This is a genomic window from Rothia mucilaginosa (assembly GCF_001061665.1).
GTDB lineage: Bacteria > Actinomycetota > Actinomycetes > Actinomycetales > Micrococcaceae > Rothia > Rothia mucilaginosa_A.
The window spans coordinates 84,595-99,245 of the sequence record NZ_JVSP01000007.1 but is presented as its reverse complement, the minus strand read 5'-3'; the positions used below and the strand labels follow the sequence as shown (position 1 = coordinate 99,245).

8 protein-coding genes are annotated in these 14,651 nt (G+C 64.4%); 6 read left to right on the top strand and 2 right to left on the bottom strand.

Translation table 11 applies throughout. The features are described 5' to 3' along the window. Positions 1 to 220: 220 nt before the first annotated feature. Positions 221 to 1,717 carry a leucyl aminopeptidase gene (locus tag ADJ95_RS05210; protein ID WP_049333253.1) on the bottom strand — a complete coding sequence of 499 codons (1,497 nt, stop codon included), beginning with the start codon at positions 1,715 to 1,717 and terminating at the stop codon, positions 221 to 223. 370 nt (positions 1,718 to 2,087) lie between these two features. Between ADJ95_RS05210 and ADJ95_RS05205 the strand changes: the two genes are divergently transcribed. From ADJ95_RS05205 to ADJ95_RS05195, 3 genes are all read left to right on the top strand, one after another. Further along, positions 2,088 to 2,993 (top strand): proteasome assembly chaperone family protein, encoded by a 906-nt coding sequence (locus ADJ95_RS05205; RefSeq protein WP_049333251.1) that lies wholly within the window; start codon positions 2,088 to 2,090, stop codon positions 2,991 to 2,993. A gap of 257 nt (positions 2,994 to 3,250) precedes the next feature. Next, positions 3,251 to 5,179, top strand: a complete 1,929-nt coding sequence (locus ADJ95_RS05200) for a hypothetical protein (RefSeq protein ID WP_049333250.1) — start codon at positions 3,251 to 3,253, stop codon at positions 5,177 to 5,179. A 252-nt stretch (positions 5,180 to 5,431) separates the two neighbouring features. Beyond that, on the top strand, positions 5,432 to 6,793 hold the full coding sequence (locus ADJ95_RS05195; RefSeq protein ID WP_049333249.1) for an RNA polymerase sigma factor: 1,362 nt from the start codon (positions 5,432 to 5,434) through the stop codon (positions 6,791 to 6,793). Positions 6,794 to 7,075: 282 nt separating this feature from the next. Here the strand turns inward: ADJ95_RS05195 and ADJ95_RS05190 are convergent, their stop codons facing one another. Beyond that, entirely contained in the window at positions 7,076 to 8,218 is a 1,143-nt protein-coding gene (locus tag ADJ95_RS05190; protein WP_049333247.1) for an ADP-ribosylglycohydrolase family protein, read from the bottom strand. A 185-nt stretch (positions 8,219 to 8,403) separates the two neighbouring features. Here ADJ95_RS05190 and ADJ95_RS05185 point away from each other — a divergent pair, with 185 nt between their 5' ends. The 3 genes from ADJ95_RS05185 to ADJ95_RS05175 all read left to right on the top strand — a co-directional run bounded on the left by ADJ95_RS05185 (position 8,404) and on the right by ADJ95_RS05175 (position 14,539). After that, positions 8,404 to 9,609 carry an exonuclease SbcCD subunit D gene (locus ADJ95_RS05185; protein ID WP_239662794.1) on the top strand — a complete coding sequence of 402 codons (1,206 nt, stop codon included), beginning with the start codon at positions 8,404 to 8,406 and terminating at the stop codon, positions 9,607 to 9,609. Then, complete coding sequence (locus tag ADJ95_RS05180) at positions 9,606 to 12,893, top strand: AAA family ATPase (RefSeq protein ID WP_049333243.1); 3,288 nt, start codon at positions 9,606 to 9,608, stop codon at positions 12,891 to 12,893. The genes ADJ95_RS05185 and ADJ95_RS05180 overlap by 4 nt, the downstream gene beginning before the upstream one ends. Before the next feature lie 173 nt (positions 12,894 to 13,066). After that, positions 13,067 to 14,539, top strand: coding sequence for a hypothetical protein (locus ADJ95_RS05175; protein WP_049333241.1), 1,473 nt, complete (start codon positions 13,067 to 13,069; stop codon positions 14,537 to 14,539). Positions 14,540 to 14,651: the final 112 nt, after the last annotated feature.

The following is a 14,651-nucleotide window of genomic DNA, read 5'->3' as shown; positions in this document are numbered from 1 at the left end:
GGCCGTTCTCGCACGGGGATGCCGAAAGGCCCGGGCGGGAGAAGAAAAGCTCCCTCTCCGACGAACCGAGAAAAGGCGGAAATGACCTCAACGCAACGCGCGAGGCGCCCCGGCCTGTTCGGCCAAAGCGCCTCGCGCATCCCTATATAACCGTTCAGCAATCAGCGGAAACACTGCAGAGAGGAAGCCCTCTGCAAGAGTCCCGGCGCAGCCGAACCCTCTACTTGGCGTAGGACTGGATGAAGTTCACCAGGGTTGCGGTACCGAAGCCGGTACCCTCCTTCGGGGTGTAACCGTAGGGTGCCTCCTCGTTGAACGCGGGACCCGCGATGTCCAGGTGTGCCCACGGAATACCCTCGCCCACGAACTCCTTCAGGAACAGGCCCGCGGTCAGGGCACCGCCGAAACGCGAACCGATGTTCTTAATATCGGCAACCTGCGAGTCCAGGCTCTTGCGCAGGTAAGACTCCAGCGGCATGGGCCAGTAAGCTTCACCGGCGGATGCGCCGGCAGCCTGCACGCGCTCACGAATCTCCTCGTCACCCAGCAGAGCCGCGGTGCGCAGGCCCAGGGCGGCCATAGCGGCACCGGTCAGGGTGGCGATATCCAGAATGACGTCCGGCTTAGCCTCGGAAGCCAGCGCGATACCGTCCGCCATAACCAGGCGACCCTCGGCATCGGTGTTCAGCACCTCAACGGTGTGGCCGTCGCGCATGGTGATGACATCCTCGGGGCGCAGGGCGTGGCCGCCGGGCATGTTCTCGGCCAGGCACAGGTAACCGGTCACGGCCACCGGAACCTCCAGCTCAGCGGAGGCCACCACGGCGTTCAGCACGGCTGCGGCACCGGCCATATCGCACTTCATGGTCATCATCGAAGCGGCGGGCTTCAGCGAGTTACCGCCGGAGTCAAAGGTGATACCCTTACCCACCAGAGCCACGTGAGCCTTCGGGTTCTCGGGGACGTACTTCACCACGGCAAGAACAGGCTTGCGGGGAGAACCCTGGCCAACGCCGGCAATACCGCCGAAGCCCTCCTCGACCAGGCGGTCGTAGTGGAAGAGCTCAATCTCAACGTTTGCGTAATCCTCGGCCAGCTCAGCCGCAAACTCACCGAAGGTCTCGGGGTACAGGTGCGACGGGGGCAGGTTCACCAGACGGCGTGCGTCCTTGGTGGTCTCACCCAGGACCAAGGCCTGCACCAGTGCGGGCTCCGCCTCATCGGGATCAATCGAGGAAATAATCAGGACGGACTCAATCTCTTCCTTGATCGAATCCTGGGTCTTGCCGCGCATACCCTCCTCGATGAAGTTACCCAGCACGGCGCCGTGCGCGACGGCCTCAATCTCATCCACGGAGGACAGGCCGAAATCGAAGGCAATCTCCTCGGCGGAACCGGCCAGCTGGCGGCTTGCCGAACCGGCGGCGTAGCGCAGGGCATCCAGACGCTCCTGACCGGTAGCCTGATCGGAACCCAGACCAGCCAGGGCCACGATGCCGGCACCCGAATCCTCAAGGCCCGGCAGGCGTAGCAGCTGATCGGGGGCACCCGAGGCACCCAGCGCCTCCAGCAGCTCGTTGATACCCTCGGCGGAATCCTCAGACAGCGAGTTCGGGGCCAGGTACGGGCCCTCGGAACCCTTCAGAACACCCAGGATCAGAACGTCGGCCTCCAGCGCCTCAAGGTCGGTGCTGTGAATCGATAGGGAAAGAGACATCGTTACTCCTTTGCGTATGTCTTCTTGAAACCATCCCACCCGAAGCTGGCGAACCGTGCGAAACGGTGCCCGTAGAGGCGGGATGCGCCGCGCAAAAGTACGCGGACTACCCGTTTCTACTCTACCGGATGGGGCGGGGGTGTGCGGCGCGTACGCTCGCAAGCCGTCCGCGGGGGTCCCCAGCATTTTGGCTCATGCGGGGCAGACCGTTCACCCGCCGCGAGAAAACGCCGAGATAGAAGCCAACACAATCTTCTTGGCCTAGAATGAAAGACTACGGAAAGCGTCTGATGACAGAAAGGCGCGTCGGCCAGCCCCGCGACGAAACACGGTGTGGCGGGCCGAACGGATTCATAGTGAGGAGGCTGTCATGCTCAATCCCGAAGACCTCTACTTAGCTAACACCAAAATCCTCGACGATCCGCGGATGCACGGGCTGACCCTCGTCATCGCACTCTCCAGCCCGCAGGACGCCGGATCCACCGCCGGACAGCTCGGGCAGGTGCTCCTCAGCGAGCTGAAGAACATTGAAATCGTCGAGTTCGACAGCGACCAGCTGCACAACTACCGCGCCCGCCGCCCCTTCGTGCACTACGAGAAGGACCACTTCGAGAACCCGCAGTACCCGCAGCTCAAGCTCTACGCCGTCGAGGATAGCCTCGATCAGCCCTTCCTGCTGCTCACCGGCGCCGAACCGGACCTGCAGTGGCAGCGTTTTCAGAAGGCCCTGCTCAGCATTGTGCGACGCCTGCAGCCTTCGCTCATCGTGCTGGTTTCGGCCTACCCCATGCCCGTGCCGCACACCCGGCCCTTCCCCGTCACCGCGCATGGTTCCCGCAAGGACCTGATTCGCGGCATCTCGCCGTGGAAGCCTACCGCGGATATGCACGCGACCATCACCAACCTGCTCGAGGTGCTCTTTACCGACAACGGCTACGACACCGTGGGATTCGGCGTGAATATTCCGCAGTACATCTCCGAGGCCGACCTGCCGCAGGGCACCCTCACCGCCCTCGAGCACGTGGGCATGGCCGCGCATCTCTCGCTACCCACCGACGATTTGCGCGAGGCCGCCCGCCACGTGCACGGGCAGATTAACGACCAGGTCAAGCAGAACCCCGAAATTGGGCGCATGATCACGACCATGGAAGAGAACTACGACGAGAACTACCGCACCTCGGATATCGCCATTCCGCTTTCGCGACGGGACGCCAACAACATTCCGAGCCGCGACGAGATTGGTGCCCTCTTCGAACGCTTCCTGGACGAGCACTAGGGGAACGCTAGGCAGACGCTAACCGATTCGTCGAGGTGCATGGCCGAGCGGAGGGGAGAGGCGCCTTCATCTGCGGCTCTCCTGCCGACCGTACAGCGGGGCGTTCGTGACCGAATGTGACGGAACCGCCGCGGTGCGGTACCCGAAAAACCGAACAAAACGAATAAATCTGTGGATTTTCTTCTCTTCACAGGGGAGATATCCACAGATTTTTTCTTTACCGGATGCCAAGGCGGCGCACCTGACATTGTGGAACCATGAACAAGCACCGCAAGACCCAGAAGCCCAGCCCCCAGAACCCTAACACCCGAGATGGCCTCCAGAGCGCAGCCGTCCGGACGGATAGTCTTCCGAACGGCGCCCCGAGCCCCGCGCCTCCCTCAATCTCCACCGAGTACGACGTTCTCAGCCACGCCCTCCACCACAACGGCTACTGGCCCGAACGCTCCCTCATCATCCTCACCGCCCACAACTCCGTCCTCGGCCCCAGCCTGCGCGTCAACCTGCCTGAAGAACCGCTCCCCGAAAGCCACCGCGCCGTGTACCTCACCGGCCTCTTCACCATGATTCCCGCCGAATACGACGGGGCGCCCCTCAACCGCTTCTACGCCATCATCGTCGATGGCGATAACGCCGTACGCCAACGCCAACTCGACCCAGCCACCCGAACCGCCGCGACCCTGCACGAAGTCGGCGCAGACATCACCGCGCAGAGCCGCATCAGCTCCTGGGCACACATGCTCTTCGACCCGCGCATCGTCGGCGAACGACGCTGCGAAGACATCATCTACGCCGGCGCCGCCACCGTGTGGGCTCTCAACGACCGCATGGAAGCGCTCACCCTTCTCGGACCCATCGAAGACCTTCACGCCAGCCGCTACCAGGCATGGCGAACCAGTCTCGGCGACAGCATCGCGCCCGACGCAACCGGCAACTTCGCCCGGAGCCCCTGGGATACCGACACGACCAACAACCCCTCTGCCCGCGATGACTGGGAATCCGCCACCGAGCTCTGGAGCGCAACCCGCGCTCAACGCGTCCCGGTCACCACCACCGACCGAGCCTACCGCCAGGCCCAGCTCGACCTCTGCTACTGGGAGACCGCCATCAGCGCTGTCGAACCCTACCTGAACACCCCGCCCGAGCTCAGCAAACGCACCATCGGCGACACCCTCCGCGAGCTCATCCCCGCCGAGGTCGCTGGGCACCTGCGTGCATCCCTGCAGCCCAGCACCCTCACCAACGCCTTCGAGGAGCACAGCACCCTCGAAATTCTCAGCCCGGAGACCCTGGCGTACCTCGCCGGGTACGGCCTCGACCGAACCCAGCAGGTACTCGCCATCCAGCGGTACACCACCGATTACATTTACTATGCCCTCGGCGGCGCCGCACCCCTCGGTGAGCCTCGCGAAGAGCCCATCGAACCGCCCCATTACGGCACGCGCATCACCCGAAAGGCCCGGATGCCTCGCAGTTTCACCGCCGCCTTGGCAGGCGAGGGGCCCGCCGTGCGCACCGTCCCCGCCAAGTGCAATCAGTGGCAAGACTGGATTCGCCGAACCCATCGCACCATCCAAGCCGCCGATCTCGAGCGCTGGGCCTTCACCGAGCTCGACGGAATCGACCTCGCCGAAAGCTCCCTGCTTCACGAAGAAACCCTCCACGAGTACAGAGGCGGTCGGGTTTCTCCCTACGCCGCAGAAACGGACGGGGAAGCACCCGCAACCGATGAAGAAAACCGCGACCAACACATCATCCAACAGCTCAACAACAGCACCTATATGAGCGAACCCCGCCGCCTCGCGGCCCTCAACCACTACCGCGCCGCGCTCGCCGGGTCTGCCGACGTCGAGGCACCCGACTACCGCCGTCTCAACGCCCTCGAGCTTCTCTCCAGCCTTCTCGTTCCGGGCTCCAACACCGCGGAGTACAGCGCCCTACGCACCCTTCAATCCTGGAGCAACTGGCTCAAGGGACACAGCACCTACGCCAACCTGTTGCGCCACGAAGCACAGCTCCACGACCTCCGCCTCAGCCCCAACATCATCGATGCGCGACTCGCCACCGGAACCTGCCCCGCCTGGCTCACCGCTCGGCGTGCAAATACCGACGCGCTTACTGAAGGGACCACCATCAGCACCCTCAAGCCCCGCAAAAACACCCCGACCTACGGCCAGTCAAGTTGAAAGCCCCCGAAAATCTGCAATACTTATGTATTGACCCCGTACAGTCGATGCGCTATAGCGCGCCCTCAAACAGCTCAGTACAACGAGCCGCGGCACCACGTAAACGACCAACGCGAGCGGAATAAAAACCCGTCCCGCAGCGTTAATCGGTTCAGAGTCGCAAACACACCAAAGAGGACGCCAGCACAGACTTGACAGGGTCTTAGGTGTTTTGCAGACAAAGCACCCCAACACAAGCCAGAAAGGGTACTAGTGGCACCTGCACCCAGCAAGAAGACTGCAACCGGCGACGCAACCGAAGAAACCGCCGCCAAGACCACCCGCGCCACCAAGGCAACCAAGACTACTAAGGCTACTAAGGCAGCCAAGACCACCTCCGAGGCAGCCAAGGAAACCACCGCAGAAGATACTGCCACCGCAACCACCGCGGAAAAGCCCAAGCGCACCCGCAAGACCACCGCTAAGGCAACCACCAAGCGCAAAACCGGCGGACGACGCAAGAAGACCGGCGACGACTTCGACCTCGAACTCGACGACGATCTCGAAACCACCGACGCCGACGAAGAGCCTGAAGAAGACGAAGCCACCGTCGCCAAGAAGGAAGAAAAGAAGGCCGCCGAGGCTGTAGCAGCCAAGGGCTCCGGCTTTGTTCTCACTGCCAGCGACGACGACGATGCCCCCGCTCAGCGCGTCGTCACCCCCGGCGCAACCGCCGACCCCGTCAAGGACTACCTCAAGCAGATCGGTAAGGTCTCCCTGCTCAACGCACAGCAGGAAGTCGACCTCGCCATGCGCATCGAGGCCGGCCTCTACGCAGAACACAAGCTCGCCGAAAACCCCGACATGGACAAGGACCTCAAGAAGGCCATGCGCTGGGTCGTCCACGACGGCAAGCGAGCCAAGAACCACCTGCTCGAAGCCAACCTGCGACTCGTCGTCTCCCTCGCCAAGCGCTACACCGGCCGCGGCATGCTCTTCCTCGACCTCATCCAGGAAGGTAACCTCGGCCTCATCCGCGCCGTCGAGAAGTTCGACTACTCGAAGGGCTTCAAGTTCTCCACCTACGCAACCTGGTGGATCCGCCAGGCCATCACCCGCGCCATGGCAGACCAGGCCCGCACCATCCGCATCCCCGTGCACATGGTCGAGGTCATCAACAAGCTCGCCCGCGTGCAGCGCCAGATGCTTCAGGACCTCGGTCGCGAACCCACCCCCGAGGAGCTCGGTAAGGAACTCGACATGACCCCCGAAAAGGTCATCGAGGTTCAGAAGTACGGCCGCGAGCCCATCTCCCTGCACACCCCCCTCGGCGAAGACGGCGACTCCGAATTCGGTGACCTCATAGAGGACTCCGAGGCAGTCGTCCCTGCAGACGCGGTGTCCTTCACCCTTCTGCAGGAGCAGCTCCACTCCGTCCTCGACACCCTCTCCGAGCGTGAAGCCGGTGTCGTCGCAATGCGCTTCGGCATGACCGACGGTCAGCCCAAGACCCTAGACGAAATCGGCAAGGTTTACGGCGTGACCCGCGAACGAATCCGCCAGATCGAGTCGAAGACCATGTCTAAGCTCCGTCACCCGTCGCGTTCGCAGGTTCTGCGCGATTACCTGGACTAAAAGTTCATATCTAGCGGTTCTAACGTGCTGGCGGATGCTCGTGCAGCTGGTCTGCTGTCCGGCACGCAGAGGATGCTCGCGTAAGTTCTGCACAGCCGGCTTGCGGACAATGCTCGCGGTACAGTTCCGCACGACCGGCACGCGGACGATGCTCGCGGCACTGTTCCGCACGACCGGCACGCGGACGATGCTCGCGGGGGAGTGCCCCCTCTGCGGCGCTGAGCGCCTTGAGGACGGAGCCCCCGCTCCGCATCGCCGCTATGCCGTCTAGGTTCAGCGCTACTACAGGCCCAGCTGGCGCAGATAGCGTTCCGCAACCGCCTCCACCTGATCCAAGCCCCGCACACGACCCAGCGCCTGTGCCCAGGCATCACCCGCAGGTTCCGAACCCACCGGCAGACCGGCCGCCGCCCACAGCATACCGACCATCGCGCCCACCGAATCCGAATCAGAATCCACTGACACCGCGCGGCACAGCCCCTCAAACAGGGTGCCACGCACCGTCGCATCATCAGCATCGGCGGGCAGATTCCTCAGCGCATCCGCCGCGCACCACAGCGCCGTGCCCAGCAGCTCCGGGGCGGTCCACCCCGTACCAAAATGCTCAGCCACCGCCTGCGGCACCGGCACCACACCGCGCTCCAAAAGCTCGAAGGCACGGTTCAGCGTCTCCACGGTGCGGGCACCATCACCCGGAATCGCATCATCCCCGGCAACCGAACCGCACCACGACACCACACGACGCACCGCCTCCAGCAACGCGTCAAACGAGCCGGACGGGGATGCCAACAAATCGCGGATGAGCAGCGCGTACGCCGCCGCTGACACTAAAGCCTCCGGGTGGCCGTGCGTCAATGCCGCACCGCGCACCGCCAACATGACCACCGTGCGCTCCTGAGCCACCGGCAACAGCCCCAGAGCCGCCGAACGCACCAGCGCGCCGCTACCCAGAGCATCAGGGTTCACCGACTTCGACACCAGCTGCATCTCACCGGTACCCAACGCCCGCAACGTCGCAGCACCCGGACCGCGACGAGCCGTCAACTCGTTCGACCCATCAATTTCACGATCCAACGAAAACGGGGCGGTCTCCGGCGGAGCCTCGCCAATACCGCGGAACCACCGCAAATACGCCAGCCACAGGCACGCCAACTCATCTGCCGCCGCGCCCTCGTTATTCCACTCCAGAACCTCCGTCAGGCCGTCTAGGGTGTAGCAGGTCAGCTGCGTATCATCGCTGATTAGCAGCTCGCCGTACGCGGCCTCCCAGGGCTTCGGGTTGCGCTCCGCGATCTGCTCCGCCGACAGCAGCTCAAGGGGATAGCCCAGCGCGTCACCCAGCGCAGACGCATACAACAGGCCGCGCACCCGGCCCGCAAACTCAGCAGAAACCTCGGGTGCGCGCGTGAACTCAGAAAAACTCATAGGGCGATTATCCCACGGGTGGTTAGGATGCGCGGGGGAAGTACCAGGCGGCTTCGTGCTCATGCTCGCGGGGGAGTGCCCCCTCTGCGGCGCTGGGGCGCCTTGAGGACGGAGCCCCCGCGAGCGTGAGTGCCTGCGCCGCTGTGGGGTCCGAGCCGCAAATGACGAACTGTGAGGCGCAAAACATGACGCAGTGCCATACTGAAACCATGAAGATTCTGCACACCTCCGACTGGCACCTCGGCCGCACCTTTCACCGCAGCCCTCTCACCGACAAGCACCGGCAGTTCATCGACGAACTGCTCGACTACGTTCGGGCCGAGGGCGTTGACGCCCTCCTCATTAGCGGGGACGTTTACGATAGCAGCATCCCCAACGCCGAAAGCACCACCCTGCTCGACCGGGCTCTCACCCGCCTCGTCCAGGCCGGCGTGCAGGTTATCCTCAGCTCCGGCAACCATGATTCCTTCCGCCGCCTCAGCTACGGATCAGCACTCTTCGAAACCTCGGGCGTGCACATCCGAACCACTTTCGAGGACGCCACCCGCCCCGTCGAACTCGTCGAGGGGGCCCAACGCGTGCACGTCTACGCCATTCCCTACCTTGCGCCGCGCCTGCACGCCACCGCACTCGGGGTTGAGCCCACTCACCGCGCCGTCCTCGGCGCCGTCACCGATGCCATTCGCGCGGACATCGCCGACCGTCGAGCCCGCGGCGAAGGTGCCGACCGCGTCATCGTCATGAGCCACGCAACTGTCAGCAACACCGCAGGCAACGCCGACACCACGCCCCGCAGCGACTCCGAACGCGACATCAGCGTCGGCGGCATCGACTGGGTACCCGCCTCCCTCTTCGAGGGCTTCGACTACGTAGCCCTCGGGCACATTCATAAGCGGTACCCCGTCACCGCGACCATTCGCTACAGCGGCTCACCCCTCGGCTTCTCCTTTAGCGAAGAAACCAACCGCAACGGCGCCTACCTCATCGAGCTCACACCCGGCGAAGAGCCCGTCGTCACCGGGCATGAATGGGCGACCCGCGTTCCCATGAAAACCCTCCGCGGCACCATGGACGACCTGCTCAACAACCCCGAATACACCCCCTACGAGCGCGGCTACTACTGCCGCATCGAGCTCACCGACGAGACCCTTCCCGTCGGCGCGGTCGACACGCTCCGCAAGCGGTACGAAACCATCTCGCACTTCAGCTACCGCAGCACCCGCGAAGCCATCGAAAAACCCGCCGCTCCGCCGCTCAGCCAGAAGATTAACCCCGTGGACCTCTTCGACCAATTCCACCGTTACGTTCGCGAGCGTCCCCTCACCGACCCCGAACGCGCCGTCATCACCGATATCGCCGACCGAGTCACCGCTCAGAAAGACCACGCATGATTCTGCACCGCCTCGAATTTGAAGCCTTCATGGCATACCCCGACCGGCAGACCATCGACTTCGGCGACCTCAACGCTGCCGGAGTCTTCCTGCTCAACGGTCCCACCGGCGCCGGTAAGACCACCATCCTGGACGCTATCTGCTACGCCCTCTACGGCGGCACCACCGGCGACCGCGACCCCGCGCAGCTCTACTCCACCTACGCGGCACGCAGCAACACCCCGCCCCGCGTCTTCCTCGACCTCACCCTGCAGGGCCGCCGCCTGCGCATTAACCGCACCCCCGTGTACAGCCACCCCATCACCCGCGGCAAGCGCGCCGGACAGATGACCGTCAAGGCCGCCACCGCCACCGTGGAGGAGCTGCTTCCCGGAGGCAACCCGGAGGACGATAAGGCCTGGAAGCCCATCGCCTCCCAGGTCAAAGAGGTCAACGCCGTCATCGCGGAGCGTATTCACCTCAACCGCGAACAATTCCTCAAGGTCGTGCTCCTCGCACAGGGGCAGTTCGCGCAATTCCTCAAGTCCAAGCCGGTAGAGCGTAAAGAACTGCTCAAGAAGATGTTCCCCGTAGATCACATCGAGGCCATGTACGCCGAGCTTCTCGAGGAGGCAAAGCAGGCCCGGCAGGACGTTGCCAACGATGAACAGGCCCTCGACGGCTATCTCAATCGTGCCCGGAGTGGTATGGAGGCTCTTCGCGAAAGCCTCGCCCCGCTCACCCCCGAGGGGGAGGCGGCCGAAGCATCCCCCGCCGACGGTGGGCCGGAGACCGCAGAAGCTACGGATACGATCACCCCCGAAACCGTCGCCGCCGAAACCCTTGACGCGTGGCTCGCCTCCGGTGTCGAGGAGGCGCGCACCGCCTCCGCGCGGGACGACCTGGAACAGTCCCGCCTCGCCGGCGAAGCTGACCGTCACGCCCAGACCCTCAACGAGCGCCTTCAGCTTCGCAAGGACTGGGGCGAGTACGAACAGCTCATCGCGCGCCGTGAACGTCTCGTTGAGGAACGGGAACCGCACGAAGCACGCGTGAAGGAGCTTGCGGATGCCCGCGCCGCCGCCCCGCTCACCGCGCGTTACACCCAGCTGCGCGTTGAGGAACAGGACATCGAGGAACAGCGCGCCCGGCAGGCCGAGTACGCCGGCGCCCTGAAGACCGCCCGCGAGAGCCTGCTCCGTGCCCTGCGCGCGGGGGAGGACCCCGCGGAAGACGCCGTGCCCTACCCCGAGGAGGAGCTCTTCGCCACGCGTACGGCTGAAGAGCCCGCGGAGGCCCGCAGCCGGCATCTCGACGCGACCCTCGCCTCCCTGCGCGCCCTGCACAAGCGCGACGATCAGCTGGCCCAGGAGGAGCGCACTGTCCGACAGGCCCAAACCCGGAGCGAGCAGCTGGCCCAGAAGGTCGAAAGCGCCGCCCAGAACCTCGAAACCTTGGGTGCCAGGGCACGGGAAATTCAGGAGAACCTGAAGGCCTACGAGAAGGCCGAGGAAGAGCACGCTCTTGCCCTCCGCGGGGCCGAGGACACCGAGAAGGCGCACCGCGAAGCCCAGCAGGCCCAGCAGAATATTGACGCCGCGCGGCGGGCCGTCACCGAGGCCGAGAAGGAAGCGGAACGAGCCCTCGGCACCCGGCAGAAGGCTCAGGAACGCTGGGAGGAAGCCGCCCGAGCCGCTATCGAGGCGACCGACGCCTTCAGGAGCCTGCAGGCGCAGCGACTGGCCCAGGCGTCCTCCCTGCTCGCCCGCGAGCTGGCCGAGGGGGAACCCTGCCCGGTGTGCGGTTCCGCGGAGCATCCCAACCCCGCCCGTGCCCGCGAGGGCGAGAGCCTCGTCGAGCAGACCGATCTGGACGCAGCCAAGACCCGTGAAGACCGCGCCCACGAGGCCTCCCGCGCTCGCGAGGAGGAGAAGGAAAAGGCCACCCTCGCGTATCACCGGGCTTCTGAGGCGCTGGCCCGCGCCCGTAGCCAGAGCGAAACCCTCGCGGCCCAGGAACGCACGGATCCCGAGCAGAGCGCCCGGCAGCTGGCCCAGGCCCGCGAACGGGTTCAGCAGACGACGACCCGTCTCGCCGAGCGCGACGCCCTGCGCAAGCGCCAGGCTCAGGCGGAGGACGAACAGAAGGCCGCCGAAGAGACCCGGAGCACCCTGCACGATGCCCTCACCGAGGCCCAGGCCCTCCACCGCGAAAGCCTCGAAGGCCGTGACGCCCTGGCTCGAGAGCTGGCGCCTTCCAAGGCTCACATCCCGTTTGCCCAGCGTATTGAGGCACTTGAGAACTACCGCGCCCTCGCCCAGCGCGAGGAACAGGGCTCTCTGCTGCTGAACCGCGCGGCGGAGGAGCACTCTAAGCACCTCGTCGAGGTTCAGGGGTTGCTCCAGGAGTCGCCCTTTGCCGATTCCGCCGGGGTCATTGCGGCCGAGCGAACGGAGGCTCAGATTCTGGCCCTCGAGAAGGCCGTGAACGACTACGAGCTGGAGTCCGCCCGCGTGAACGAAAGCCTGGGCCGCAAAGCCCTGGTCGAGGTCGCGGCTCGCGTGGCCGCGGGCGAACAGGCCCCGGATGATCAGCAGGAACTCAGGGGACGCATCGAGGAACTGCGCCAGCGGGTGCAGCACCTCGTTCGCCGAGAGGGCGAGAGGGAAGGCATCGTGCGTTCCCTGCGGGCCCTGCGGAGTGAGTTTGTCGCCTTCCGCGAACGGACGGCCGAACGCTACGATCGGGCCGAGATGCTGGGGGCCCTCGCCGCCGCGGCCCGAGGCGACACCCTCGGCGGGTACACGCACCAGGTGGACCTGGTGAGCTACGTGCTCGGCGGTGAATTCGAGCGGATCCTGGACGTCGCGGATAAGCACCTGCAGCGCATGAGCGACGGTCGCTACGGTATGAAGCTCAGCGACCACCGCGCTAAGGGAAGCCGTAGCGGCGGGGGCCTGAACCTGAACATCACGGACACCTGGACGGGAGAACCGCGCGACGCCGCGTCCTTGTCCGGCGGTGAGTCCTTCTTGGCCTCCCTGGCCCTGGCCCTGGGACTGGCCGAGGTGGTGCAGTCGAACAACGGCGGAATCGAGCTGGACACCCTCTTCATCGATGAGGGCTTCGGTACGCTCGACTCCGAAACCCTGGATACGGTGATGAACACCATCGAGTCTCTGCGTGAGAACGGTCGCACCATCGGCCTTATTTCGCACGTTGAAGAGATGAAGAACCGTATTCCGACCCAGATTGTGGTGGAAAAGGGACAGCGTGGCTCCTCGGTGAGGGTAAACTCCTATTAGGCATACCCCCGCCCTCGAACGCTGACGCGTCGAGAACCGGCGGAATAATCACGAGAGAGACCATGACCCCAACACCTCAGCGTAGGAATCAGGATTCAGCGCGCCCCGCGGCTCACCCCGAGGACGCGTCACCCACCCCCGGTGCTCACGTACCGGGGGTTCCTCCGCACACTATGAAGGTGACTCCTCCTCCCGAGCTACACGTGCAGCCTACCTCCGGCACGGGGGTTCCCTCCGCTCCGGGCGGTCCCCTCACCGATGTGGTGCGTAACAACGACCACGTGCTGCAGGAGATGAGGCCCCTCCCCCTGCCCTCGGATGATGAGGTCAATAAGGACGACTCGGTATCGAACATCGTGCGTCAGCATTGGGCGCTGTTTTGGCGAAACGGCCGTGAGCAGCGCAAGTACCTGCGTGATATCTTGCGCGATGAGGGATTTGCGCGTAGCGTCCTGACCATTCTGTTCCACATTCCCGCGGCATCTTCGGCGTTTGCCCTGTATATTCTGCTGGCGAGCCACCTGGGTAGCGTGCACGACGCCGGTTACGCGGTGGCGGCTTTTGCCGGTGCGTACTCGGTTCAGGTGATGATGGGGCCCATGCTGGTGCGGGCCCTGGGCCTGCAGTTTCTTCTGGGTATCACGTCGGTGTTGAACATCGCAGCGATAGCGAACATGCTGGTCATCGGCTGGCGTCTGACGGTGGATCCGAACAATGTGAGTACCCTTTACCATGCGCTCTCCTGCGTGGCGATGGGCTTTACGACCCCGCCGTGGACTCCGTTCGCTCTTGAATCGTTGTATCGCCGGAATTACCGGTATAGCGACGAGCGGTTGGCGACGGCCGTCTCGTGGGGTACCACCGCGAACCTGTCGATGCACCCGTTAGCGGCCCTGATGATTTGGATTGGCGACGCCTACATTGCGCCTAACCACGAGTATTCGGGCTTCTGGATTACTATCGGTCTGGATGTGCTCCTGCTCCTGGTGGTTCTCGTGGCGCCGAAGTTCCTACCGGATGTATCTCGCCTGAAGACGGCGAGCGCGCGGGTGCGCATGACGCGTCCGAGCCTGCAGACTGCGGTGCTGGTGATTGGCCTGGTGCTACTGGGCGGATGCGTGGGCTCCGTGGGCTCGGGTCTGCTGGGCTTCGCGCTGATGCAGGGGTCGATGAACATGTTCATGGCGATGGTGGCCGTCGGAACGGGATCGATGGTTCTGGTGGCTTTCCCCGTGATTTTGGGTGGGCAGTCCATTAACCCGTGGCACGGCTGGCTTTTGAGCGGAATTCTGCTGGTCCTGGCCGCCCTGTACCTGCCGACGAGCGTGGATACGTCAACGATTTTCTATGCATTAGTCCTGTGCGGTGCGACGCTGGGTGTGGCCTTCGCCGGCCATGAGCTGTCGCTGAGCCGCTCGCTGAAGTATATTCCCGACGCACAGGCAAGCTTCTTCACCCGTTCGATGCTGGGCATCGGCATGGCGATGGGATGCATGTGGGGCGGCTACATGGGCGACGCCCCGTACTACCGCAACGCGTTCATGGTGCCGGTGATTGTGGCGACCATGTACTTTGCGCTGGGGCACCTGTACGGTTACCTGTGGCGCGAGGAGCACGAGGAGAAGCTGGCTCCCCTGGACGCCTAATCCTTCGCGTTTCCAGAGACGGCGGAAGGCCCCGCCACCCTGAGTGGGTGGCGGGGCCTTCCGCTTTTTAGCGCCGTGCCGCGTAGCGCCGCGCTGGGCGGGTAGCCGCGAG

Bases quoted from the DNA above. Each gene is read 5' to 3' on its own strand.
- ADJ95_RS05210 (WP_049333253.1), bottom strand. From the start codon at position 1,717: ATGTCTCTTTCCCTATCGATTCACAGCACCGACCTTGAGGCGCTGGAG.
- ADJ95_RS05205 (WP_049333251.1), top strand. From the start codon at position 2,088: ATGCTCAATCCCGAAGACCTCTACTTAGCTAACACCAAAATCCTCGAC.
- ADJ95_RS05200 (WP_049333250.1), top strand. From the start codon at position 3,251: ATGAACAAGCACCGCAAGACCCAGAAGCCCAGCCCCCAGAACCCTAAC.
- ADJ95_RS05190 (WP_049333247.1), bottom strand. From the start codon at position 8,218: ATGAGTTTTTCTGAGTTCACGCGCGCACCCGAGGTTTCTGCTGAGTTT.
- ADJ95_RS05185 (WP_239662794.1), top strand. From the start codon at position 8,404: ATGACGCAGTGCCATACTGAAACCATGAAGATTCTGCACACCTCCGAC.
- ADJ95_RS05180 (WP_049333243.1), top strand. From the start codon at position 9,606: ATGATTCTGCACCGCCTCGAATTTGAAGCCTTCATGGCATACCCCGAC.
- ADJ95_RS05175 (WP_049333241.1), top strand. From the start codon at position 13,067: ATGAAGGTGACTCCTCCTCCCGAGCTACACGTGCAGCCTACCTCCGGC.